Annotated in this window: 29 protein-coding genes; 20 read left to right on the top strand and 9 right to left on the bottom strand. The window is 30.1% G+C overall.

All coding sequences use genetic code 11. The features are described 5' to 3' along the window. Positions 1-31 precede the first annotated feature (31 nt). The 9 genes from MEFER_RS00605 to fucA all read left to right on the top strand — a co-directional run bounded on the left by MEFER_RS00605 (position 32) and on the right by fucA (position 6,272). Positions 32-379, top strand: coding sequence for a hypothetical protein (locus tag MEFER_RS00605; RefSeq protein WP_211204167.1), 348 nt, complete (start codon positions 32-34; stop codon positions 377-379). A gap of 62 nt (positions 380-441) precedes the next feature. Then, on the top strand, positions 442-762 hold the full coding sequence (locus MEFER_RS00600) for a hypothetical protein (protein ID WP_012794986.1): 321 nt from the start codon (positions 442-444) through the stop codon (positions 760-762). 24 nt (positions 763-786) lie between these two features. Beyond that, positions 787-1,131 carry a hypothetical protein gene (locus MEFER_RS00595; protein ID WP_012794985.1) on the top strand — a complete coding sequence of 115 codons (345 nt, stop codon included), beginning with the start codon at positions 787-789 and terminating at the stop codon, positions 1,129-1,131. A 22-nt stretch (positions 1,132-1,153) separates the two neighbouring features. Then, positions 1,154-1,960: a 16S rRNA (adenine(1518)-N(6)/adenine(1519)-N(6))-dimethyltransferase RsmA gene (gene rsmA, locus MEFER_RS00590; RefSeq protein ID WP_012794984.1), complete on the top strand. Its 807-nt coding sequence runs from the start codon at positions 1,154-1,156 to the stop codon at positions 1,958-1,960. A gap of 6 nt (positions 1,961-1,966) precedes the next feature. Continuing rightward, positions 1,967-2,419, top strand: a complete 453-nt coding sequence (locus tag MEFER_RS00585) for a phosphopantetheine adenylyltransferase (protein ID WP_012794983.1) — start codon at positions 1,967-1,969, stop codon at positions 2,417-2,419. A gap of 9 nt (positions 2,420-2,428) precedes the next feature. Beyond that, positions 2,429-3,337 (top strand): AEC family transporter, encoded by a 909-nt coding sequence (locus MEFER_RS00580; RefSeq protein ID WP_012794982.1) that lies wholly within the window; start codon positions 2,429-2,431, stop codon positions 3,335-3,337. A 133-nt stretch (positions 3,338-3,470) separates the two neighbouring features. Beyond that, complete coding sequence (gene lonB, locus MEFER_RS00575) at positions 3,471-5,414, top strand: ATP-dependent protease LonB (RefSeq protein WP_012794981.1); 1,944 nt, start codon at positions 3,471-3,473, stop codon at positions 5,412-5,414. Positions 5,415-5,424: 10 nt separating this feature from the next. Then, positions 5,425-5,715: a hypothetical protein gene (locus MEFER_RS00570; RefSeq protein ID WP_012794980.1), complete on the top strand. Its 291-nt coding sequence runs from the start codon at positions 5,425-5,427 to the stop codon at positions 5,713-5,715. A gap of 11 nt (positions 5,716-5,726) precedes the next feature. After that, on the top strand, positions 5,727-6,272 hold the full coding sequence (gene fucA, locus MEFER_RS00565) for an L-fuculose phosphate aldolase (protein WP_012794979.1): 546 nt from the start codon (positions 5,727-5,729) through the stop codon (positions 6,270-6,272). A gap of 20 nt (positions 6,273-6,292) precedes the next feature. On the opposite strand, the gene MEFER_RS00560 is transcribed toward fucA, so the two are convergent. Beyond that, positions 6,293-6,574, bottom strand: coding sequence for a UPF0147 family protein (locus MEFER_RS00560; protein WP_012794978.1), 282 nt, complete (start codon positions 6,572-6,574; stop codon positions 6,293-6,295). Positions 6,575-6,699: 125 nt separating this feature from the next. Between MEFER_RS00560 and glmS the strand changes: the two genes are divergently transcribed. The 3 genes from glmS to MEFER_RS00545 are packed head-to-tail and all read left to right on the top strand — an operon-like array spanning position 6,700 to position 9,582. Further along, complete coding sequence (gene glmS, locus MEFER_RS00555; RefSeq protein ID WP_012794977.1) at positions 6,700-8,502, top strand: glutamine--fructose-6-phosphate transaminase (isomerizing); 1,803 nt, start codon at positions 6,700-6,702, stop codon at positions 8,500-8,502. 59 nt (positions 8,503-8,561) lie between these two features. Next, entirely contained in the window at positions 8,562-9,026 is a 465-nt protein-coding gene (locus tag MEFER_RS00550) for a hypothetical protein (protein ID WP_012794976.1), read from the top strand. Between the two features lie 22 nt (positions 9,027-9,048). Next, positions 9,049-9,582, top strand: a complete 534-nt coding sequence (locus MEFER_RS00545; protein ID WP_012794975.1) for an adenylate kinase family protein — start codon at positions 9,049-9,051, stop codon at positions 9,580-9,582. Positions 9,583-9,592: 10 nt separating this feature from the next. Here MEFER_RS00545 and MEFER_RS00540 read toward each other — a convergent pair whose 3' ends face one another. The 5 genes from MEFER_RS00540 to MEFER_RS00520 form a co-directional block, all read right to left on the bottom strand. Further along, positions 9,593-11,128: a carbamoyltransferase C-terminal domain-containing protein gene (locus MEFER_RS00540; RefSeq protein WP_012794974.1), complete on the bottom strand. Its 1,536-nt coding sequence runs from the start codon at positions 11,126-11,128 to the stop codon at positions 9,593-9,595. Positions 11,129-11,142: 14 nt separating this feature from the next. Continuing rightward, positions 11,143-11,436 carry an MTH1187 family thiamine-binding protein gene (locus MEFER_RS00535; RefSeq protein WP_012794973.1) on the bottom strand — a complete coding sequence of 98 codons (294 nt, stop codon included), beginning with the start codon at positions 11,434-11,436 and terminating at the stop codon, positions 11,143-11,145. Between the two features lie 63 nt (positions 11,437-11,499). Then, positions 11,500-11,988, bottom strand: a complete 489-nt coding sequence (locus tag MEFER_RS00530; protein WP_012794972.1) for a hypothetical protein — start codon at positions 11,986-11,988, stop codon at positions 11,500-11,502. A 162-nt stretch (positions 11,989-12,150) separates the two neighbouring features. Then, positions 12,151-13,398 carry a hypothetical protein gene (locus MEFER_RS00525; RefSeq protein WP_012794971.1) on the bottom strand — a complete coding sequence of 416 codons (1,248 nt, stop codon included), beginning with the start codon at positions 13,396-13,398 and terminating at the stop codon, positions 12,151-12,153. Between the two features lie 656 nt (positions 13,399-14,054). Continuing rightward, positions 14,055-14,489: a 4Fe-4S dicluster domain-containing protein gene (locus tag MEFER_RS00520; RefSeq protein ID WP_012794970.1), complete on the bottom strand. Its 435-nt coding sequence runs from the start codon at positions 14,487-14,489 to the stop codon at positions 14,055-14,057. Positions 14,490-14,609: 120 nt separating this feature from the next. Between MEFER_RS00520 and pyrF the strand changes: the two genes are divergently transcribed. From pyrF to radB, 3 genes are read left to right on the top strand one after another with little or no spacing between them, the layout of a single operon-like run. After that, complete coding sequence (gene pyrF, locus MEFER_RS00515) at positions 14,610-15,254, top strand: orotidine-5'-phosphate decarboxylase (protein ID WP_012794969.1); 645 nt, start codon at positions 14,610-14,612, stop codon at positions 15,252-15,254. Between the two features lies 1 nt (position 15,255). After that, positions 15,256-15,723 carry a coenzyme F420-reducing hydrogenase, FrhD protein gene (gene frhD / locus MEFER_RS00510; protein ID WP_012794968.1) on the top strand — a complete coding sequence of 156 codons (468 nt, stop codon included), beginning with the start codon at positions 15,256-15,258 and terminating at the stop codon, positions 15,721-15,723. Positions 15,724-15,733: 10 nt separating this feature from the next. Beyond that, positions 15,734-16,372, top strand: coding sequence for a DNA repair and recombination protein RadB (gene radB, locus MEFER_RS00505; protein ID WP_012794967.1), 639 nt, complete (start codon positions 15,734-15,736; stop codon positions 16,370-16,372). 109 nt (positions 16,373-16,481) lie between these two features. Here radB and comA read toward each other — a convergent pair whose 3' ends face one another. After that, positions 16,482-17,237 carry a phosphosulfolactate synthase gene (gene comA, locus MEFER_RS00500; protein ID WP_012794966.1) on the bottom strand — a complete coding sequence of 252 codons (756 nt, stop codon included), beginning with the start codon at positions 17,235-17,237 and terminating at the stop codon, positions 16,482-16,484. A 150-nt stretch (positions 17,238-17,387) separates the two neighbouring features. Here comA and comD point away from each other — a divergent pair, with 150 nt between their 5' ends. Genes comD through MEFER_RS00480 form a run of 4 tightly spaced genes read left to right on the top strand, consistent with a single transcriptional unit; the run spans position 17,388 to position 20,113 of the window. Next, complete coding sequence (gene comD, locus MEFER_RS00495; protein WP_012794965.1) at positions 17,388-17,897, top strand: sulfopyruvate decarboxylase subunit alpha; 510 nt, start codon at positions 17,388-17,390, stop codon at positions 17,895-17,897. Positions 17,898-17,912: 15 nt separating this feature from the next. Next, the gene (gene comE / locus MEFER_RS00490) at positions 17,913-18,479 is read left to right on the top strand and encodes a sulfopyruvate decarboxylase subunit beta (protein ID WP_012794964.1); all 567 of its coding nucleotides are present in this window, start codon (positions 17,913-17,915) and stop codon (positions 18,477-18,479) included. 17 nt (positions 18,480-18,496) lie between these two features. Beyond that, positions 18,497-19,438, top strand: coding sequence for a 4-demethylwyosine synthase TYW1 (gene twy1 / locus MEFER_RS00485; protein WP_012794963.1), 942 nt, complete (start codon positions 18,497-18,499; stop codon positions 19,436-19,438). 18 nt (positions 19,439-19,456) lie between these two features. Further along, a complete protein-coding gene (locus tag MEFER_RS00480) occupies positions 19,457-20,113 on the top strand; it encodes a histidinol phosphate phosphatase domain-containing protein (protein WP_012794962.1) in 657 nt (218 codons plus the stop codon). Positions 20,114-20,116: 3 nt separating this feature from the next. On the opposite strand, the gene MEFER_RS00475 is transcribed toward MEFER_RS00480, so the two are convergent. Beyond that, complete coding sequence (locus MEFER_RS00475; RefSeq protein ID WP_012794961.1) at positions 20,117-20,827, bottom strand: hypothetical protein; 711 nt, start codon at positions 20,825-20,827, stop codon at positions 20,117-20,119. 160 nt (positions 20,828-20,987) lie between these two features. On the opposite strand from MEFER_RS00475, the gene MEFER_RS00470 reads away from it, so the two are divergent. Beyond that, positions 20,988-21,848: a fumarate hydratase gene (locus tag MEFER_RS00470; RefSeq protein ID WP_048056252.1), complete on the top strand. Its 861-nt coding sequence runs from the start codon at positions 20,988-20,990 to the stop codon at positions 21,846-21,848. 2 nt (positions 21,849-21,850) lie between these two features. Here the strand turns inward: MEFER_RS00470 and MEFER_RS00465 are convergent, their stop codons facing one another. Next, positions 21,851-24,829: a hypothetical protein gene (locus MEFER_RS00465; RefSeq protein WP_012794959.1), complete on the bottom strand. Its 2,979-nt coding sequence runs from the start codon at positions 24,827-24,829 to the stop codon at positions 21,851-21,853. Positions 24,830-25,051 lie beyond the last annotated feature (222 nt).

Raw genomic sequence — 25,051 nt, 5'->3', positions numbered from 1 at the left:
TTCTTGTTTTAGATTATATAATGTATCCTGTATGAATGATCCTGAAGAAGGTAGAACATTTTTGAGAATGATTACTAACGAAAAATTTGGTTTTAATAGTTTAAAATATATCTATGAAATTGAACATGAGTTTGAAATACAAAATTTTAGGGAAGATAATGAGTTTCAAGTATTTATTGGAAGTTTTGTTGTTGATGATTATGAGGGGAACAATCTGTTTTTATGGAGAACTTATGGAAAAGATGAAAATAAAGAAGAAGCAAAGGGAGTCTGCATTGGTATAAAAAAAGATTTTTTTGATAAATATGGATATTTGGAGATTTCTAAAAATATTGATTTGAAAGTAATAGTGAAGACACATTTTGTTTATATTACGTAATTTATGAAAGTAATGAAAATAAAAAATGTTCTAATTGTTCAAAATATGAATTATTAAAAAATGTGTTAAAAGAAGTAGATGATTTAGTAAATGTATTAATTCAAGAATTAAATACAATTAATGAAAAAGAATATCAAAAATTAATTAAATTTTCAAAGAATCTAAATACTTTAATAGACACATATATAAAAGATGAATTAGAAAACATTAATGAATTCTTATTGTGGATAAGCATAGTATTTAATATTTTATTATTACGAATTTCTAAAAATGATAACGTCAATTATTATAAAGACTTAAAAAAATTACAGAAAATAATAACAGATGTACTTTCAGAAGATAAAATTCCTATAGAATTAAATGTAAAAATTAAAAGAATTTAATGAAATTATTAATGAAATGAAACGTTGGAAATCTATGAACCAATAAGATTACTTATAAAATCGCTATTGGATGACATTAGATACTTAGTAAAATCAAAATATTACAAGGAAGAAAATGAGTGTAGAATCGTGAAGGTTTATAATTTAACATTCCACAAAGATAAAATAAAATTAGATACAAAAAACACACCACCAAAATTGTATGTCGAAATAAGAAAAGATTTAGGAGATTATATTAAAGAAATAATTTTTGGACCAAGACTGGAAAATAAAGAACATTGGGAGTTATATTTAGAATATCTCAAAAACAAAAATCCTGAAAAATATGGAAAAATAGAAATTAAATATTCAAACTGCAACTTTAGATAATTCTAATTTACAGAGTGAAATAATGTTTAAACCAAAGAAAAAATTGGGGCAGTGCTTTCTAATAGATAAAAATTTTGTTAATAAAGCTGTGGAAGCAGCAAATTTAACAAAAGATGATGTAGTTTTAGAAATTGGTTTAGGAAAAGGAATTTTAACAGAAGAATTGGCTAAAAATGCTAAAAAAGTTTATATTATTGAGATTGATAAAAATTTAGAGCCCTATGCCAATAGATTGAAAGAAAAATATAACAACATTGAAATCATTTGGGGAGATGCAGTAAAAGTTGATTTAAGTAATTTAGATTTTAACAAGGTTGTTGCCAATCTTCCATATCAAATTTCATCACCAATAACCTTTAAATTACTAAAAAAAGGATTTGATTTAGCAGTTTTGATGTATCAGTATGAGTTTGCTAAGAGGATGGTTGCTAAAGAAGGAACAAAGGATTATGGGAGGTTATCTGTAGCTGTTCAGTCAAGAGCTGACGTTGAGATAATAGCCAAAGTTCCGCCAAATGCCTTTTCTCCAAAACCAAAGGTTTTCTCAGCTATTGTAAAGATAAAGCCAAATAAAAATAAATACCACATAGAGAATGAAGATTTCTTTGATAACTTTTTGAGAGCTATATTCCAACACAGAAATAAATCAGTTAGAAGAGCTTTAATTGACTCATCCAAAGAATTAAATTATAGTAAGAATGAGATGAAAAAAATATTGGAAGAATTTTCAAAAGAACATGAAAATTTAATGAATGAGAAGGTTTTTAAACTCTCTGTAGGGGAAATTGTTAAGCTTTCAAATGAACTCTACAAATTTCTTAAAAGGTAGATATTCGTGAAAAAAAAGGTTGTTGTAGGGGGGACGTTTGATATTTTACATAAAGGGCATAGAGAGCTTTTAAAATTTGCATCATCTTTGGGAAAATTAACTGTAGGTATAACAAGCGATGAATTTGTGAAAAAATATAAGAAACATGAGGTAAATGATTTAAAAACAAGGATTGAGAATTTAAAAAAATTTTTAGATAATATAAAGGCAGATTATGAAATTAAAGTTATAAATGACGCTTATGGGGATGCGATAACTGAAGATTATGACATAATAGTTGTCACCAAAGAAACGCTAAAAAATGCTGAAAAAATTAATGAGATTAGAAAAATTAAGGGGTTAAAGCCATTAGAAATTATTGTTTTTAGAGATATATTGGCTGAGGATGGAAAGATTATATCAACAACAAGAATAAGAAAAGGAGAAATTGATGAAGAAGGGAGGGTAATTAAAAAATAATGGGATACTATGGATGTTGTCCTAATTGTTTTAATTTTAGTTTTAGTAGGGTATTTTTCAAAGGTATTTGATATTTTGAAGGAGGAGCATGCAAAAATTTTAAACAACATTGTTATATATATAGCAATGCCCTCAACAATATTTTTAACCATCTTAAAAAACCCTTCATCACAAATATTAAATTTTTTAAAGCTTCCACTGGTTATCTTTATATCCTGCCTGTTTGTTGGAATCTTAGCATATATAGTTGGAAAATACTTTTTTAAATTAAAAGATGAAAAACTTGGAGCTTTGATTTTAGTTTCAATGCTTGGAAATACTGGATTTTTAGGATATCCAGTATGTTTAGGAATGTTTGGTGAGGCTGGCTTAGCAAGGGCCATATTTTGTGATTTGGGTGGAGTTTTTGCTACAATGTTATTGGGAACTTACGTTGGAATAAAATTTGGGAAAAGTAAAAACAAAAGTGTTTTAAAAGAAATGGCTAAATTTCCACCATTAATAATAGGAATTTTTACTATAATATTGGCTTTATTAGGTTTTAAATTAGAATATCTTCCAAATTTTATTTTAAAATCTTTAAATTATTTATCTTCAGCAACAGTCCCTTTAATTATGATGTCTTTGGGCTTATCTCTCTCACCAAGAGCTTTAAGGTTTGGAGTTTTTTGGGGAATTTTAGTTTCAATACTTAGATTTGTTGTATCCCCAGCATCAGCTATTACTTTAGCTGAGCTAATCAATATAAAAGGGTTAGATAGAGATGTTTTATTAATTGAGAGTTCTATGCCTTCAGCTATGATGTCTCTTGTCTTAGGAACGTTGTATGAGTTGGATATTAAGCTAATAGCCTCATCTATATTTATTACAACAGCGTTGTCTTTGATAGTTATTGGAGTGTGGGAGATAGTTATTTAACTGAAACACTTTTTATATAAAAACATATAAATATTAGCTTCGGCATTTTCAATAATAGTTTTAATTATTATTATATATTGAAGTGTATCAATTTACAGTAAAATAATAATTTTCAATCTTAGGGTGTGAGATTATGTTTTCAATAAAATTTAAAACTACCGAAGAATTGCCTGAACCTTCACCAAGGTTAATTGACCAAGTTATTGGACAAGAGGAAGCTGTTAAAATTGTATTATCTGCTGTAAAAAATAAAAGAAATGTTATTTTATTAGGGGAGCCTGGTGTAGGAAAGTCCATGATAGTTAAAGCAGTTGGGGAAATTTTATCTGATTTTGGAGAATTTACACCTTACTATGTCATTGCTAAACCAAATTTAAAGAATATGGAAAGACCGATAGTTGAAGTCATAGATGGAGAGTACAAAGAGGATTTAAAAGAAATTCCAAAATTGAACTTTAAAACCCCAAGCTCTACAACACTAATCTTAATAATGGTTGCTGCAATCTTGCTCTCCCAGTATCTTTTAAAAGGCATACCTCAAGAGTATCTACTTGCCGCTGTAACCATAACTTCTTTAATAGTTTTAATCTTTGGATTTGTAATTATATTAACGAGCATAATGGGAGCTTCAAAAGCTTCGATGGGAAATAACATAAATCCAATGGATTTAAAACCAGTCCTCTTATATGAATGCAAAAAAAGACCTCTTGTTAGAGCTAGTGCATATAATGTAACAAGACTATTAGGAGATATAAAGCACTGCCCATTAGGTGGAAGACCACCTTTAGGGACTCCTCCACACAAAAGGATTATATTAGGGGCTATTCATGAAGCACATAGGGGAATTTTATATGTTGATGAAATAAAGACAATGCCTTTGGAAGTTCAAGATTATATTTTAACTGCTTTACAAGATAAACAACTTCCAATTAGTGGAAGAAATCCAAATTCAAGTGGAGCTACAGTAGAGACCAATCCAATACCTTGTGATTTCATCTTAATAATGTCTGGAAATATGGATGATGTTTATAACTTAAGAGCTCCATTGTTGGATAGGATTGACTATAAAATAGTTTTAAAGAACAAAATGGACAATACCTTAGAAAATAGGGATAAATTATTGCAGTTTATAGTACAAGAGATAAAAAACAACAACTTAAATCCAATGACATACGATGGATGTTGCGAAGTTGTTAGAATTGCTCAATATTTAGCTGGCTCCAAAGATAAATTAACCTTAAGGTTGAGGTTGTTAGCCAATATAATAAAAATGGCAAATGATGTGGCAATGGGTAAAGATATTGAGGAGATATTAGGTAACTTTGATGAAGAAGGAAACTACAAGCCAGAAACTCAAAAAGATAAAAATAACAAGGTCTATATAACTGCAGAGCATATAAGAAAGGTGTTTGATACTGGAATCTACAGCATGGAGAAGCAAGTGGCATTAAACTACATAAAAAACTTCAAGAGATACAAGCATATAGTACCAAATGACGAGCCAAAAGTTGGAGTTGTTTATGGCTTAGCTGTCTTAGGAGCTGGAGGCATTGGCGATGTGACAAAAATTATAGTTCAAATATTGGACTCAAAGAATCCGGGAACTCATCTGTTAAACATAAGTGGGGATATTGCAAAGCACTCCATAACTTTGGCATCTGCCTTATCAAAAAAATTGGTGGCTGAGAAAAAACTTCCTCTACCTAAGAAAGATATTGATTTAAATAACAAGGAGATATATATACAATTTAGCCAGTCATATTCAAAGATTGATGGAGATAGTGCTACAGCAGCTGTTTGCTTAGCCATAATCTCAGCTCTATTGGATATTCCATTAAAGCAAGATTTTGCCATAACTGGAAGCTTGGATTTAAGTGGAAACGTTTTAGCAATTGGTGGGGTTAACGAAAAGATAGAAGCCGCTAAAAGATATGGATTCAAGAGGGTTATTATCCCAGAGGCAAATATGGTAGATGTCATTGAGACAGAAGGGATAGAAATTATTCCTGTAAAAACTTTAGATGAAATAATTCCTCTTGTATTTGATTTGGATAATATAAAAATTGAGCAAAATTAAAAGGGCTAATATGGATGAGAAAGAGATAGAAGAAAGGCTTGAAGTATTGAATAAAAAAATCTTGGAAATCGAAAAAAGGGTAGATGCAAAACTAAAAGAAAATGAGAAAAAATTGAATGAAAAAGCTGAAAAAATATTAAAACAAGAGGCTTTGATAGCTTTGGGCATATACATAAAAACCATAGAAGATTTAAAAAGAAGTTTAAAAATAATCCGAATTAACATTATTATTTTAGGAACTTTAATTATATTCCTTTATCTAACTGTTATTCTTTTAACACTAAAACTCTTAAAGCTATAATAAGTGAAATCATGGATAAAAGGCAGTTTATTGAGATATGTAAAAAGCTTTATGAAAGAAAGTACGTTGTTGGTAGTGGGGGAAACGTATCAGTTAGAGAAGGCAATAGAGTCTATTTAACGCCAACCGGATCTATCTTAGGATTTTTAAAGGAGGATGATATTGCTGAGATGGATTTAGACGGCAACATTATAAAAGGAAAGCCAACTTCAGAAAAAAACTTACACTTAATGATTTATAGAAAGAGAGATGATGTAAATGCAATAATTCATACTCATTCACTTGTTTCAACCTTTTTATCAACAATAAATAAGGAGATTGATCTTTTAACACCAGAGGGTAAAATATTTTTAAAGAGAATTGGATATGTCGATTATTTTGAAGCTGGAAGCTTAAAATTGGCTGAAGAAACTGCAAAAAGAGATGAAGATGTAATTATATTAAAAAATCATGGAGTAGTTTGCTTAGGAAAAGATTTAATAGATGCCTATGTAAAGGTGGAAGTTTTAGAAGAGCAGGCAAAACTCACACTTTTAAAACTTCTTGTAAAGGAATAACATGTTTTTAAATTTTAAATTTATTTAACTCTCTCTAACTCACTAACAATACTCCATATTTGTGTTCTTGTGTGAAGTGGCATGTTTGGGTCGTTGCTAATCTCATCCAAAATATGGATTGCTGTTGCACTTCTAACAATTGGCTCCTCCCCCTCTTTTAAAACAGCTTCTTTAGCTTTTTCTGCAGCTGCCCTAATGTTTCTTGGAACTGTTGTATCGTTAATTATCTCATCCAACATTAATGCCACTCCTTTTAATATTTCTTCAGGTGATTTCTCACTCGCTGCACTACCAAATACCATGATCTCACCTCCAAAACAAAACATTATTAATATAAAGAGAAATGAAAGTAAAACGTTAATATATTGTTTATTAACCTTTAACTATTTATTACTTTAGGAAATATTTAGGCTTATCGGTGAAATGTATGTGTGGTATTATTGGTTATATTGGTGATGACAAGGCAGCAAAAATCTTATTGAATGGGTTGAGGAGGTTGGAGTATAGAGGCTATGATAGCTGTGGTATAGGTGTTATTGATGATGATAAATTAATTATCAAAAAAAATGTAGGGAAAGTTGAGGAAGTGGCTGAAAAAGAAGGATTTCTAGATGTTAATGGTAGTGTAGCAATCGGACACTCAAGATGGGCAACACATGGAAATGTTAGCAGAGAAAATGCCCATCCACACACTGATTGCAAAGGAGAGATTGCAGTTGTTCATAATGGAATTATAAGCAATTATAAAGAGATAAAAGAGGACTTAATAAAGAAGGGGCATAAATTTAAATCAGAGACGGATACTGAGGTAGTTCCTCACTTAATTGAAGATGAGTTAAAGAAATTTAAAGAAGTTAATGAAGAAAATTACATAAAAGCTGTTATAAATGCAATTAAAAAGTTAAAAGGAACTTATGCACTGGCTATAATAAACAAAAACTTCCCTAATCTGTTGATTGGAGCAAGAAATGAAAGTCCATTGATATTGGGTGTGGGAAATAACTGCTATTTTTTAGGAAGTGATATAACTGCCTTCTTAGATTACACAAATAAAGCAATCCCATTGGAAGATGGGGATATTGTAATTGTTAAAAAGGATAGGGATGATTACAATATCATTATAGAGAATGATGGAGTTGTGGTTAATAGGGAGGTAATGGAGATTAATTGGGATATAAGTTCTGCTGAAAAGATGGGTTATCCTCACTTCATGCTAAAAGAAATCATGGAACAGCCAGAGGTTTTAAAGGTCTCTGCTAAAATATCTGCCGAAGAAATTAAAAAATTGGCTGAATGCATTAAAGATTATGATAGGGTTTATTTTGTGGCTATGGGAACTTCCTTACACGCGGCAATGGTTGCAGAGTATTTGTTTGCAAAACTTGGAAAGTTGGTTATTGCCTGTGATGCCTCTGAATTTTTAAATAAAGGAGTTGTTGATGAAAAAACATTAGTTATTGGAATTACGCAGAGTGGAGAGACCTACGATACTTTAAAGGCATTAAGATTTGCTAAAAAAAATAAAGCTAAAACAGGAGTTATAGTTAATGTTTTGGGAAGCACTGCCACAAGAGAGGCAGATATAACGATTATGATGGGGGCGGAGATAGAGATATCTGTCTGTGCTACAAAAACATACACCTCCCAATTGATGATACTTTATAGGTTGTTTGTTGAATATGGAAAAGTTTTGGGTAGGGATATGAGCATTTATGAAAAAGAGATTGAAAAAATTCCTGATTATGTAAAACAGGTTTTAGATAAAAAAGATGTTATTAAGGGTATAGCCAATAATTTAAAAGCAAATAACTACATATTTATATCTAAGGGAATAAATATTGCAAGTGCATTGGAAGGGGCTTTAAAGTTTAAGGAAATAACCTATTTGCATGCTGAGGGAATGAGTGGAGGAATGTTAAAGCATGGGACAATATCTTTAATTGATGAAAATATGGATACAATTGCCATTGTCCCTCCAAGAAGTTCATTGGTATTTAACTCTATATTATCGAATATTGAAGAGGTTAAAGCAAGGAATGGAAAGGTTGTAGCAATAACCCCAGTTGAGATAGATGGGGTTAAAAATATTTTGGTTCCAAATGTTATTGAAGAGATATCCCCCATTGTCTATGCCCCTGCCTTTCAATTATTAGCTTATTATAAAGCAGTTGAGTTAGGAAGAGATGTTGATAAACCAAGGGGCTTGGCTAAGAGTGTTACTGTTGAATAAAGTTAAGCTTAAATAATAAAATATAAAATAACATTTCAAAATTGGATGAGGGGGGAGTTATGGTTATAAAGAAAATTATTAAGAAGATTAGAGGAAACAAAGACTTGCCAACACCTGTAGAAGTTCCTGATGACGAATATATTGTTATTGGAGAGGAAAAAACAGCATACATCTTGGAAAATGAATCTGAAACAGAAACAGACGTAGAATCCAGAGAAGAAAAAGAAGAAGTTGTAGTTAAAGTAGAAAAGATTCTGCCAAAATTATACGTTGTTAGGATTAAGCATCCTTTGGACTTTGAGAATATAAAAGACAACATCCCAGAGTATGATGCTATAATTGTAAATCTTGAAGAAGTGCCTTTTGAATCTATTATAAAAGAGCTTAACGAATTTAAGGATTATATGAACGTTTTAAACTACAAATTAGGTTTTGTAGCAGAAAATGTTTTATTGGCTTACAGGGACGATGTAGTATTAGATAAATATGTATCAAACATTACCGATGACGTTGAGAATGTTTAATTTTTACTTTTTTGGTGGTTGAATGAGGATTGCTATAACTGGAACCCCAGGAGTTGGAAAAACTACAGTGTCAAAAGTTTTAGGGAATAAATTTGGAATAAAGGTTATTGATATAACTGAGGCCGTTAAAAAACATAAGCTATACACTGAGAAAGATGAAGAAATGGACTCTTATGTCATTGATTTTGAGAAATTAGAAAATTTTATTAAAGAAATTGAAGAGAAGGAAAAAGTTATTATATTGGATGGCCATGTCTCCCATCTTTTAAACCCTGATTACACCATCGTGCTCAGATGCAATCCAGAGATTATTAAAGAAAGATTGGAGAAAAGAGGTTATAAGCCAAAAAAGGTTTTAGAGAATATTCAAGCTGAGATTTTAGACGTCTGTCTATGTGAAAGTAAGGGTAAGATTTATGAAATAGATACAACAGGTAGGGATGTAGAAGATATAGTTAGTGAAATTATTGAAGCTATAAAAAATAAAAAAGAGAGAAAAGGGATTGTAGATTGGACGGAAAAATATTTTGATTATTTAACTTTGGAGATTAGATAAGCATAGGGCTTTACTTAGATATTAAATAATTCCCCAACAATAAAGCATCAAAATCTGCTTTTAAAAAGCTTTTTATTGCATCTTCCTCACTGCAAACTATCGGCTCACCATGTAAATTAAATGATGTATTTAAGATTACTGGAATCCCTATGCAGTCATAAATATACTTTATTATCTCATAATAGGTTTTGTTTGATTCTTTTTTTAATGTTTGAGGTCTTGTAGTTTTATCCACATGAACTACTCCTTCAATTTCTTTTATCTTATCCTCTCTAACTTTAAATATTTGAGTCATAAATGGAGAGTATCTTGGATTTATTAGGTAATCATCTACATATTCATAAAGTATTGTTGGAGCAAATGGCATAAACCAACTTCTTTTTAATTTTTTATTAATTTTTTCTTTATTCTCTTTTGTTGGTAGTGCTATAATACTCCTATTCCCTAAAGCTCTTGGTCCGAATTCCATTTTTCCCCTTGCTAAACAAACAACCTTATTTTCTAAAATTAAATTTCCTACAACTTCAGGAACGTCTCTTTCTTCAACAAAATCTATCTTATAACCGCTTAATTTATTTTTTAATTCTTCTAAAATTTTTTCAGCTTTTTTATTTTCTATCCCATAGCCAAAGTATGTGTTATTTATACTTATCCTACTTATCCTTTTATCAGCTAAGCTTGCCCCTAAACACAGCCCTTCATCTCCCATAAAAGGTGGAACAAACAGATTATATCTTTCAGCTATTTTTGAATTTAATTTAACGTTTTGAGCAACCCCTCCAACAAATACGATGTTTTTTATATTGTATTCGTTAGATAAATCGTCAATAGCCTTTAAAACAATATTTTCTAAAGTTCTTTGGGCAAATTTTGATATTCTAACTTTATCCTCAAAAGATAATTGATTTTTATCCATAGTTATAAGTTTTTTTAATGCCTTTGTAGCTTCATAGCCTATAACTCCCAAATACTTCCTAAATGATTTTAATTCGCTTATATAATCTATTGTTGTTAACTCTATATCGTCTTTTCCTTCATATGAAGATAATGACATAACTTTTCCTTCATCCTCCATAGGTTTAAATCCTAAAAGCTCGGTTATAGATGCATAGAAATCTCCAACAGAATCTATTAAATCACTTTGAGCTACAACTTCTAAGTTATTTTTATTTGCTATTGATGCTAAAAAAGATAGCCCATCTCCTCCCCCATCTATTGAAATAACTAACGCCTCTTTAAAGTCAGAAAGCTTAAATAAATAAGAATGTGCTAAGTGGTGGTAAAAATAGATAAATTTCTTATTTATTTTGTTTTGAAAGTTTTTTAATTTTTTTATCCTCTCTCCTCTTCTAAAAACTCCGCCAATAGAAACATAATCAATTTCATCAGATTTAACTTTATTTAAAATATAATTTATAGAGTTCTCTGGAAATCCTCTCTGATTTTTCTTCCTTGTAAATCTCTCTTCACTCATTGCAAATAAAATCTCATCCTTAGTTATTAGGGAAGAGCTTGCATTATGTCCATCGCAAATTCCGAGAATCATAGGAACACCAAAATTTATAGCTCTCCAATTGCCTTTAACTTTCTCTCAATTGTATTCTCTTTATCTTTTCTTTCATCAATTTTTAAAGTGCTAACAACTCTATCAACATCGTTCAAAACTGTTGAATGTGCCTCTTTAAAAGCTTTTAAAATCTCATCCAAATCTCCTTCCAATACGGTTCCCATAGCATTCGGTTCAACCTTTAACTCATATTTATTAAAAACTTCAATGGCTTTTTTAACATATCTTGAAACGCTCGCTCCTTTACCCATGGGGATTATGGAGACCTCAGCAACAACTTTCCTCATAATAACCACCTAAAAAACAAAATAACAAAATATATAATTTTTCAAAAAATAAAATAGAAAATCTTATTCTAACTCACTTAATACTTCTTTTAACTTCTCTTTAACTTTTTCTAATTTGTTAGCTAATTCTTCATTTTCTTTCTTGAGTTTTTCAATCTCTTCTTCTAATTTCTTAACATCTTCTAATTTTTCGAGCTCTTCTTTTCTAATAGCAGCTTCTAAGAATTTCTCTACTTCTTCAATATTTAATTCTCCTCTTTTTATCATCTCATAGGTTTCCATGACAAGTTTTCCAGCTTTGGTTTCTCCTTTTAAGTGCTTTCTAATTGTTTGCTCAGTTCTTCCTAACTCATCTGCAATTTCTCTTATTGTATAACCAGCTTTTTCCCTTGCTAAAGATCCTGCAGCTATAGCTAATGAATCAACCCATGTAACTTTCTCTGTAGGGTCTTTTATCAACTCTAAAATCTCTGGTCTGAATAAGGTCCCTAACACCAATATGTGCTCTAATTTGTCTACTTCTGTCTTTGATGTTGGAACTAATGGTATCATACCCCTCCCCCCTTAATTTTTATTATATTTTATCCTTATTTTTTATTATATGGTACCCAATATTTAAACTTTTTCATAAAAAATTATTTGACGGAAGTTTCATAGATGTAAATAACAAAATACTTAAAATTATAGATGTAAAATTAAAATAAATAGGGGTAGTTAGTCCCTACTCTTTGTTTTCCCTATGACTTTTCTTTTCATTTTTCCTTTTTTATCCTTTTTCTTATCTTTCTTTTTCTTAGGTTTTTCTTTTTTGTCTTTTTTCTTTTCTTTTTTCTTTTTTTCGGGTTTTGCTTTCTTCTTTTTCTTTGGAGGTTTTTGATACTTCCTTCTAATCTCCTCAACTCTCTTATTTAACTTTTCTAAAAGCTCATCTGCTATGTAATCTCCAGCATAATCTGCCCTCGCAGCTATGGCCAACTTACAAGCTAAAGCCCTTGCTATCTTACCCCTCTGCCAGTATGGAGAGCCTTGGATTAAAGGATGATTATAGATTATACCATGTTTTGGTGGCTCAGCTCCAGTTCTTAAATGTGCAAATAAAGCCTTCTCAGCCCCTAAAACTTGTATTGTTGAGGCTGGCATCTTGGATAATTTTTCCAACCCTCCAGCTAAGCCAATTAACTTAGCCCCTAAAGACACACCAGCAAGTTTTGTAATATTTGGAGCTTCTTCATTCATCAATTTTTCTAAATAGCCATATAGCTCTTTCCTCTTTTCATATAGGTGGTTTATTTCTTCAGCAAATTTAACAATAGCATTTAAATCATAATCTTCCAATTCTCCACCCATGGAATTTTTTGCTGCTTCAGCAATTTTTCCAGCTAATTTTGAAGGAAGTATCTTTTTTAACTGGCTTTTTGTAAAATTATCTCTCTTTTTTAAGTTTGTTACTAAGTTAGCATAGACTTCATGTTTATTAACCAAGTGATCTAACTCTGGGAAATAAAGGGAATACCACTCCCTTAACCTCTCAGATAGTAAGTTTAAGGTTTTATCTAAATCAGATATTGCTTCTGCAACTTGGATGATAATCTTATCCTTTTGTTGAGCGTAGCTCTTTATAACTTTCTTTGTTAGTTCAGTGCTCCAATAATGCATCTTTTTTCTAAAATCTTCGTAATCTTTGAAGTATCCCAGTTCTTTCCCAACCTCATATAGATTACTTCTTAAAAATTCTCCTATATTAAATGGCTCATTACTAAGAGTTTCTAATTTTACTTCGTCTCCCCATTTCTCTTTTAGTTCACTTGCTATCTTATTTGGCTGAGTTTTTAATTTAAACATTATATCTGGAATTTCTTCCTCTTTAAATAATTCTTTATACTCTATCTCACCAAAGCTATTAACTTCTTTATTATCTCTAACTCCAAAAGCTCCATAAGGTGTTAAAGTAACGTAAATCAAAATAATCCCTCCGAACTTTTTATAATATTGGAACTACTTTAACATAAACATAGATAAATAATTTTTTACTTTTGTAATTATTGGTTTAAATATTCAAATTACATTTATCTCGCTGAATAAATTTTATTTTTTAAATAATGATTTTTTATAACTTATTTTTCTATTTTAAGGATTTTTAAAGAATTTTAAAGGATAGCTTATTTTAAAGATTTTGAATTAAGGAATTTTAAAAAATTTTAACTAATTATTTTTAAGTTGGAATTTCTACAATAAAAAATTAGTATTTTAAAATTTGACAGCTTTAAAACTCTTTTTTTAGTTCTAAAAAGTAAAGTTTGTATGCGTAAGAAGGTATATAAATGAATAGGGTTGAGTACCCTTCGACTTATAAGGTAACGAAAAGCATAAATATTATGAGTGCTAAAAATATACTTGTCTCGAATTATTGCCCTGCTAAAATAAGACCGATTCGGTATGGAAACTTTTTTAGGAGCTCTATCATTTTCTCCTTTGTTAAAATCAGACCGGAACGGTATGGAAACAACTCTGTTAGAATTCCACCAAATAACTTATTAACTTCTTTTAGTTAAAATAAGGCCGTCTCGGTATGGAAACAAATGTTGCAACAAAATAAATTAAGTTAAAAAGTTAACATATTATTTTACACGCGGTATTTTTTCATCTGGGAATATTATGGCATTATTTTCACAGCACATTATGGAGCAGGCATTGCAATTAACTATACAGCTGTAAGGATATTTAACAACAACTTTTTCATTTTCTACATCATAAACTCCTCTTAGGCAAAAAGAAACACATTTTTTACAATTTTTGCATTTTTCATAATCAATTTTTGGATACCATGGAATATCTTTTCTTTTCTTACCATATTCTTCATAAAATATTTCCTTTATTGCATCGTAATATTTCCTATAGAGTTTTATATTCGGTTCTCTAACGATTTTTGTTACTTCTTCATAAGCTTCATATATATCATCATCTACATTTAAATCTTGCATAAGTTTTTTTATTTCTAAATTTAAGATAAGAAATTCTCTTATTTTCTTTAAAAGTTCAATTTTCTTTATCAAAATCCTCACCTCGAAAAGTTAAAGAAAATTTAAAATCCATTATGGTTATTTTGATATAACTTTTTTATATAAATTTTATCAAAGTAATAGTGCTCTATAACATAAAAATTGGGAGATAAAATGCCAAAGTTAATGCTCGCCCTCGATGTTTTAGATAGAGATGAAGCTTTAAAGATAGTTGAAGATGTTAAAGATTACGTTGATGCCATAAAAGTTGGATATCCTTTAGTTTTATCTGCAGGATTAAAGATAGTGGAAGAAATAAAAAAACTCTGTAATAAAGAAGTTATTTGTGATTTTAAAGTGGCTGATATTCCAGCAACAAATGAAAAAATAGCAAAGATAACTCTAAAATATGCTGATGGAATAATAGTTCATGGCTTTGTTGGAGAAGATTCAGTTAAGGCAGTTCAAGATGTTGCCAAAGAGCTAAACAAAAAAGTAATAATGGTTACTGAAATGAGCCATCCTGGAGCTGTTCAATTTATGCAACCAATAGCTGATAAATTAGCTGAAATGGCTAAAAAGCTTAAAGTTGATGCTATTGTAGCTCCATCAACAAGACCTGAGAGGCTTAAAGAGATTAAAGAAATTGCAAAACTACCTGTAATAACTCCAGGAGTTGGAGCTCAGGGAGGAAAAGTTGAGGATATTATAAATATTTTGGATGAAAATGATTATGTAATTGTTGGAAGGGCAATATACCTATCAGAAAATCCTAAGGAAGCTGCCAAAAAGTATAAAGAAATGTTAAATAAGGGATAAGATGAAAAAAAAGAAAGATATATTGATTGTGGGTTGTGGAAATTTATTGTTTGGAGATGATGGATTTGGATGTGAGGTTATAAGCAGATTGGAGAAGATGGAACTGCCAGATAACGTTGAAGTTATAGATGCAGGAGCAAGTGGAGCTTATTATTTGATGACATTGGTTGATGAAGATATAAAAAAGGTTATAGTTGTGGATGCCATTGATTTTGGTTTAGAGCCTGGAACAATAAAGAGAATAGATGTTGATGAACTTCCAAATATCAAAAAATATTCATTTGATGCCCACAATGTTCCATTGGCTCCATTTTTAAAGGATTTGCATGATAATGGAATAGAGGTTGTAGTTATCGGCTGTCAAGGAAAGGAATTTACAATGCCTGATATAAAGCCAGGGTTATCTGAAGAAGTTGCTAAAGCTGTAGATAAGGCAATAGGGATGATTTTAGAGGAGATAAAAAAGTAAGGGGTATTATATGCTAAAGGAAATTTTATTAGGAAATGCTGAAAAAGGAATAATAACTCAGATTTACGGTCCTCCAGGAGTTGGAAAAACAAATGTATGTATTATAAACTCCATAAATGCTGTTAATTTTGGAAAAGTAATTTACATGGATACTGAGGGAGGGCTTTCAATAGAGAGGATTAAGCAAATAGCCCCGGATAACTACCAAAAAATATTGGAAAATATGATAATATACAACGTTTTTGATTTTTATGAGCAAGATAAGATAATACAAAAGGAGATTCCATTAATCGCCAATAACGCAAGTTTAATAGTTGTTGATAACATAACATCTTTGTATAGGTTGGAGTTGAGTGATGAGGCAAGTAAAAACATCATGCTCAATAAAATGCTCGGCAACCAAGTAAAGACCTTATTAAAGTTGGCTAAAACCTACAATTTAGCTGTTTTAATAACTAATCAGGTTAGGGAAACAGTTAATGGATTTGAGGCCTCTGGAGGGAGATTGTTGGAATATTGGAGTAAATGTATAGTAAGATTAGAAAAGCTTAATGGAGATAGGTTGGCTATATTGGAAAAACATTTACATGCTGGAGAGGAGAGGGTTAAGTTTAGAATAGTTGAAAGGGGGATTGAAATTATCGACTAAATTTTATATGGGCATCTTTCCCAATCTAAGTTACACCTCCGAGCGTAGCGAGGAGGTGTTATAAAGTTTCGTTGGGAGAGGGATTGAGATTATTGATTGACTTTATTTACTAAATTTTTCCAAATGTGTCCCCTCTAAGCCCTCTCCTCAATGTTTCTAAGCTTATAACCTCATCAAAGGCAATATTTGCCAAATTAACGGAACTTCCAAATTTTAATATAAAAGCTACCTGCTGATTTTTTTGAGGAGCTTCAAAAATAATTTTATTTATATCAACATTTTTAGCTAATACATTTAACTCATCTTCTTTTACCTTTCCATCTTTATCAAACAACCCTATACCTTTACCGCTCTCCCTACCTTCAATAATAACATAATCTGCTCCAGCATCTAAGTCAAAGTTTATTAATTTAACTCTATCTTCTATAGTTAATTCTTTGTCCTTTTCTGGCAATTTTTTACCAACTTCAGTTAATACAACAAATCCATTATCTTTAGCTTTCCCTATAGCATTTTTTCTTTTCTCTAAGCTTATATCTGAAGAACCGTCGGAGATTTCAACAGCTTCAAATCCAAGTTTTCCACATTCATCTAAAAATTCATCAAATTTGCCTTTAACATACGCATACTCAAATAACGTCCCTCCTGGATAAACCTTAATATCCCAATCTTTGTAATAGTTGATTTTTTCTTTGATAACATCCCTATTTATAACTGCAGATGTTCCCCATCCGAACTTTACAAAATCTATATAGTCTCCACAAACTTTTAGATAATCTTCAACATATTTTGGAGGTAATCCTTTATCCAATACAACAGTCAGCCCTCTTTCGAAATCTTTGTATAAAAATTCAAATGCTCTCATGATATCACCAAATTCTTTTAAGAAATTTTATATAATGTTTTTTCTTATAATGTAAATATTTTGTAAAATTATAAAAAGTTGATACTAAATAAAGGAATTAAGTATATATTTTTTGTGATATATTTCCAAATAGTAAAAAAGAGGGACAGCATGAAGGGTAGCTTAGCAATCTATAACGCCTTAAAAGAATCAAATATTGATTTTATTTGTTCGGTTCCATGTGCAAATTTAAAAAATCTAATAAAATTAATTGAAAATGATAAAGATATAACTTACATACCTGCAACAAGGGAAGAGGAGGCATTTGGAATATGTGCTGGAGCATATTTGGCAGGAAAGAAAACAGCAATATTAATGCAGAATTCAGGTATTGGGAATTCAATAAATGCCATCGCCTCATTATACAAGACATTCCAAATTCCAACTTTGTTAATAATTAGCCATAGGGGAGATTTGAAAGAGCAGATACCTGCCCAAATACCAATGGGAAGATGGATTGAAAAATTGTTGGATGTTTGTGAAATCCCCACCTATAAACCAAAAACACCAGAAGAGGCATGTAAATTAATAAAATATGCCTCTTCCTATATGTTTAAGATATCATACCCTGTGGCTTTGTTATTTGATGCATTGTATTGGGAGTATGATTTAGAAGAATAAGATGAGATGATAATCATGTATCCAAAGAGGATAGAAGTAATTAAAAAAATTGTTGAAAATGTTGGAGATAAGGAGATAATAGTTAGCAATATAGGATTTCCTTCAAAGGAGTTGTATTTTGTAAAAGATAGGGAGAGGAATTTTTATATGCTTGGTTCAATGGGCTTAGCTTCATCAATTGGATTGGGATTGGCTTTAAATTGTGAAGATAAGGTTATAGCCATAGATGGCGATGGCTCCATATTGATGAATCTCGGCTCTTTATCAACAATAGGTTATTTAAATCCAAAAAATTATATATTGGTTATAATAGATAACTCTGCTTATGGTTCTACTGGCAATCAAAAGACCCACACAAAGAGAAATACAAACTTGGAAGAGGTAGCTAAGGGTTGTGGCTTAGATGCTGTAACTACAAAAAGTTTGGAAGAATTTGAAAAAGAATTTAAAAAGGCATTAAATGAAAATAAATGCAAAGTTATTATAGCCAAAACAATCCCATACAATGAAAAATGCCCTAATATTGAAATCCCCCCAGTTGTTTTGAAGTATCGATTTATGGAAGCGATAAAAAGGAGTTAAATATTTAAAGTGAGATTATGATTCCAGAAGAGATTTACAAAATTTTAAGAAGGCAGAGGTATCAAATAGATAACCACACAGCAGTTAAACTGTGCGGATGGGTTAGAAAAAAGATGTTAGAAGATAAAAGTTGTTATAAATCAAAATTTTACGGCATTGAAACACATAGATGTATTCAATGCACTCCATCAGTTATCTGGTGTCAGCAAAACTGCATATTCTGCTGGAGGGTGTTGCCAAGAGATATTGGCATAGATGTAAGTAAAATTAAAGAACCAAAATGGGATGAGCCAGAGGTCGTTTATGAGAAAATTTTAGCCATGCATAAAAAGATTATTATGGGATATAAAGGGGTTTTGGACAGAGTTGGAGAGAAGAAATTTAAAGAGGCATTAGAACCAAAGCACGTGGCTATATCTTTATCAGGAGAGCCTACCCTTTATCCATACTTAGATGAATTAATAAAAATATTCCACAAAAATGGATTTACCACTTTTGTTGTCTCAAATGGAATATTAACAGATGTTATTGAAAAGATAGAGCCAACTCAGCTTTATATCTCCTTAGATGCCTATGATTTAGAAAGTTATAGAAAGATATGTGGGGGAAAGAAAGAATATTGGGAGAGCATTTTAAACACTTTAGACATTTTGAAGGAGAAAAAAAGAACATGTATAAGAACTACATTGATTAGGGGATTAAACGATGATATCTTAAAGTTTGTAGAGCTTTATGAAAGGGCAGAAGCTAATTTTATAGAATTGAAATCCTATATGCATGTGGGCTATTCACAGAAGAGGTTAAAGAAGGAGGATATGCTACAGCATGATGAGATATTAAAGTTAGCTAAGATTTTGGAAGAAAATAGCTCATACAATTTGATTGATGATAGTGAAGATAGTAGAGTGGCTTTATTGCAGAATGAAAATAGAAAAATAAATCCAAAAATTTTTGAATAAAATGTTTAGGGTGAATACATGAGATTTGACTTCCACACACATACAGTTTTTAGTGATGGGGAGCTAATCCCATCTGAGTTAGTTAGAAGGGCTAAGGTTTTAAGACATAAAGCTATAGCAATAACTGACCATGCTGATTTTAGCAACTATAAAGAGCTTATAGAAAAAACCACTATTGCAAAGGAGGAATTAAAAAAATATTGGGATGATATTGTTGTTATTGTTGGTGTTGAGCTAACACACGTTCCACCAAAGTCAATTCCAAAGCTTGCCAAGAAATGCAAAGATTTAGGAGCTGAGATTGTTGTAGTTCATGGTGAAACAGTCGTTGAACCGGTAGAGGAAAAAACTAATTATTATGCCTCAATATCTGAAGATGTTGATATCTTAGCCCATCCTGGATTTTTAGATAAGGAGACAGCTGAAAATTTAAAAGAAAATGATATATTTGTTGAGATTACTTCAAGAAGAGGGCATAATATAACCAACGGCTATGTTGTCAATATTGCAAGAGAGTTTGAATTAAAAACTTTAATTAACACCGATACCCATGCTCCAGAGGATTTAATTGATGCTGAATTTGCAAAAAAAGTTGGTTTGGGAGCTGGATTAACAAATAAAGAGTTGGAAAAAACATTGTTAGATTATCCAAAAGCGTTGTTAAAAAGGATATAACGATTACTTTAAGGTAACGGAATGCACATTTAAATAACGACTAAACTTTCTAACTATAGAATTCTCTAGGTCATTAATAATTGGACAATACTCGTTAAGTTTTTTATTAAATGAAGTAATAAATAAATTATATTCTTTAGAATACTCATTATTAGTATGAGTTAGAATTAACCCAAAAATATTAAAAATACATTTGTATAGCTCATTAATATTTTCATTAATACTCATATTTCCTTTAAAGTTTTTATCGTTAAAAGTTTTAATCGCGTAGAGCAAATAATTAATAAATATATCAAAATCAACAATATATCTTCCATTATCTTTTTTAAATGTATTAGCAAGACCATCAAAAAATATTTTTACTTCGCTATTATCAAATACTATATGAAAGTCTTCTTTATGATTTAAGTACAATTTTAATATACTAAATAAAGAATCTATCATGTTATTTACATTGTTACTAATTTCATATGCCAACATTTCTGCTTCCTTTTCAGGTTCTTTTAGATTATTTATATTTTCAAGGATAACATTTAATTTTTGAATGCATTTTATAGAGTTTTCCATAGAACTTTCTAAACTAAGGATTTCCTCTTCTAACAACATTTTAATTGAATTTTTTAATTTTTTTCGATTACTTTGTTTGATAATTTCATCTAACAATTTTTTAATTATTGTTAAGATTTCTGGCAAGTATTGTACTAATTCGATCATAGTTATCACTAACTTTGTTCAATTTTTATATTTAATAATATTTTAAAACGAAAAACGAAAATATATATTTATCGAAATTTTTTTGAAGTTAGGAATATATATTTTCTTTGACTCATAATATTTGCAAGTTGTAACCTTAAAAGTAGGATTTGGTGAAATAATGAAAATATCTGATATAGTGGTTGATTTGTTTAAAGAGGCAGTTATATATTTACCAAAAGATGTAAAAGATGCGTTAAAAGAAGCTTGTATTAAAGAAAGTAATGAAATATCAAAAAATACTTTAAAAGCTATTATAAAAAACAATGAGATTGCTGAAGAAAAACAAGTCCCCCTCTGCCAAGATACTGGGGTTCCAATAATATTTTTAAAAATTGGAAAAAACATAAACTCCTCTGAAATAATAAAAATCATTGAAGAAATAAAAGAAGGAGTAAAGAGAGCTACAGAAGAGGTTCCTTTAAGGCCTAATGTAGTTCATCCCTTAACAAGGGAGAACTTTAAAACAAATGTTGGATTGCACTCCCCATTTATAAATATAGAGTTTGATGAAAACCTAGATAGGGAGATTGAGATAACTGCATTTCCAAAAGGTGCTGGTAGCGAAAATATGAGTGCTTTAAAGATGTTAAAGCCTTCTGATGGAATAGAAGGAATAAAAAAATTTATACTCCAAGTAATAGCAGATGCTGAAGGTAAGCCATGCCCGCCAATAGTGGTTGGAGTTGGCATTGGTGGAACTGCAGATGTTGCATTAAAACTGGCTAAAAAAGCATTGTTAAGAAAGATTGGAGAGAGAAATAAGGATAAAGAAGTAGCTGAACTTGAAAAAGAGATTTTAAAAGAAATAAATAGCTTAGGGATTGGAGCTATGGGGTTAGGTGGAGATGTAACAGCTTTAGATGTATTTATAGAAATTGCTGGATGTCATACAGCATCTCTGCCTGTTGGAATCTGCATTCAATGCTGGGCTGATAGAAAGGCAAGTAAAAAGATAAAAATAGATGACATTGAGCTATAAAATTATTTTTTAATGTCAACTACTAAAAATCCAGAAATTGCCAGGTTTTCTGGTTTGTATACAATAAAATACTGCCCTGGAGCTTCATTTTCAGGTATTTTAAACGATCCAATATATTTATTTTTCCCAACTTTCTCTAATTCTATTTTGTATTTTTTATTCGTTGGAGAGAGTACATATAAAGTATCATCAACATCTCCTTCAGAGAATATTTCCATTTTTACAACATCTCCAAATGAATAAATTATATCAAACATGTAAACTTTTGGAGGTTCTAATGCCTTTACATGCTTTTCTTTTTCATATTTCTTTTTGAGTTTTAATTTATTGAAGATAGGTGTAATTTTTAAGTGTGTAGGTTTATAGATTAATGAGATTACTACCAATCCAATAAATATACTACATATTAAAATTACCAAAATATATATTAAATCTTTTAGGGAGATAATTCCAGTAACTTTGTGTGATAACTCTGACTCATTTTTAGATGTTCTGGTTCCTTCTCCTACACATGTTCCAATATCCGGAGGTAAACTGACATTATGCGTGCTTTTTTCTTTAGATTTATTTATCTTATCATCTTTCTCCATATAATCTTTATTTTTTTCTAATTTCCCAAAATAAAATGTCTTTTCGAATTTCTTTATTGGTGAGACACTATTTGATAATTCTATGGTTACTGATACGTTTTTTCTATCTTTTCCAACGTAAAATGGAACAACAACATCCTTATATGGATAAATGGTTATTTCCTTAGAATATTTATCCACTGTAGCCACAACCTTCAATGGAACTTGATAATTGTGAGATAACGTTAAGTTTGCCCAAGCGTTTGAAGGATTATAATTTAATTCAAATGTTATTGGATAGGTAACCATAATTGGCCTATAATATAAAGGAATTATAGCTTCTCCAGTTTTGGCGTATATTATCAAATAACCTTCCAGTGAATCATTCAATAAAATCTCAAGATTAATTTTTCTGTGATTTCCATAAATATTGATTCTTTTTTTCTCACTACAATTTATCAATCTTCTATTTTCATCCATTGCAGAAGCCCATATCTCTATATCTTTTAAATTAGGAACATAACTTTTTAAAGATAAGGTAACATTAACGGGATATCCTACAATAGGCTCATTCATTGTTAATCCTTCTGTTCTGTTCCTTATCTTTATAAGGACAGTGTAGTTATTTAAATAAAGGTCTTCGCATGAGATTATGGGCTTTGCTTCAACAATTCTTGTAGCAACGCATTCTCTAACGCCCATATCTGTATCAACATGAATATATATTGGTCCATTATACTCCTTTAAAAATAGGGCTTTAATATTTACTGGAATTTCCTCCATTGTTCCAATTTTTAGATATTTTTCTTCAAAAAACGCTGAATCATTAATCTCATCTGGAACAGTTACATATACTCTTGCATAAACCGTTCTTCCTACAACTTTTTTAAGGGTAAAGGATAGATTTTGATAATATCCAACAAAAACCTCATCATTTAAAGTATTTTGAACATAAACAGGTGGTGTAGGAATTAAAGATACCTCAACTATTTCATTCTTTTTAGTGATGTAGTATTTTTCATAAGGTGGCGTAATAGCTGTAATAGTAAATCTTAGTTTAATTTTTCCATCATGGGATAAATCTTTTGCATTAATCTTTAGTCCATCAAATTTTACTATAGTATAATTTTTATATTTCTTTGGGGCGAGTTTAACTTCTTTTGAATAGGTTTTATTGTAAATATCAACTATTGAGACGTTTACCTTTATATATTCATCCAGATTGTTTGTTATATTAACATATGAATCATAAAATATGGTTTCATCAATGAAGTGGTAATTTTCAGGATAATCCTTTACTTCCAATCCGTTGATTTTTACAGGCTTTTTAAAAGATTTTTTATATACATTTCTTATAGTTCCAGTATTATAAGCTACAAATACTACAAAATCCTCATCATAAGGATTCAATGCTGAAGTGTTGAGCTTAACTGGAATAGAATATCCTCCATTGAAACCTTTTGCTAAAAAATACTTATTTATAGTTTTGTTATCTAGAATAATGTAATTATCATCTTTTTTCTCACATAAAAATACATTTAACGTTCCATAAACATCGTAATCAACAGTGTTATTTATCTCAATATCAAACCAGTTGGAATATGTATAATTGCCATATTCGCATTCGCAGGTAATATTATAAATGTATAATGGACATTCTACAAGTATTTTATCATATGTCTCTTCATCCCTATGCCCTTCGTCATCAACGGCATTTACTGTTATTTTATAATTTCCAGCATAATTAAAATTTACCTTCATTGGAATTATTTTTGTAGATTTTGGAGATATATAGATTGAAGGGTTCCAGGATTTCACTACTAAAGTGTTTGGTGGATTGGATTTTATTATTTTACCATCTTCAGTTGCATAATATTCCCCATCTAACGAGGCTGTTAATGAGACATTTACGTAATGAGGAATAACATCGTTATTTTTCACAATTACATAAATGAAGTCATAAAATGGAAAGGGATAAACAGAGTTTTTATCAAAATATAACCCTTCTATGTTAATATTTTTCTTGACTTCTTCTTCATAAATTGGGATTCTATTATCATATGCATAACTAATATCTATCTTTTTGAAAAAAGAATATGTTGCATTATTACTTTTAATTATCACATATACAGTATGCTCCCCTTTTTCATTAAATACCATTCTTTTTCTAACAAATAATAAAGAATTTTTTGGGATTGTGTAATTAAAAATCTCAACTTTTGTATCTATTTTGTTATCCATGTATCCAATTATTGAGATATTAGCGTTAATATCGCTGTTTGGATTGTTTAGCGTTATAACGAGATTTTGAGAATTCTCGTAATACTCAATATCTTTTATTTCTAAACCACCTACTGTTGACGTTGCTAAACCTGCTACAAATATAAGTAGTATGATATATTTGAATTCCATAATTCTAGCACCTTAACTATTTATAATTCACAACTTTTATAATACAAAGTATAAATATTATTAATAACTTTGCAATTAATATTATAGAAATATTAATAGTATAGGTTATCTTCATAATTCATAAATTTTGCAGAAATATTTTTATGTATAAAGTTAATCTTAAATATTATAAAATTTGCTTTAGTATAATAAACTTCAAAGTATATAATAAACTTAACGGTG

It is taken from the genome of Methanocaldococcus fervens AG86 (assembly GCF_000023985.1).
Classification (GTDB): domain Archaea; phylum AGJL01; class Methanococci; order Methanococcales; family Methanocaldococcaceae; genus Methanocaldococcus; species Methanocaldococcus fervens.
This window is presented reverse-complemented; position numbering and strand designations above follow the sequence as displayed.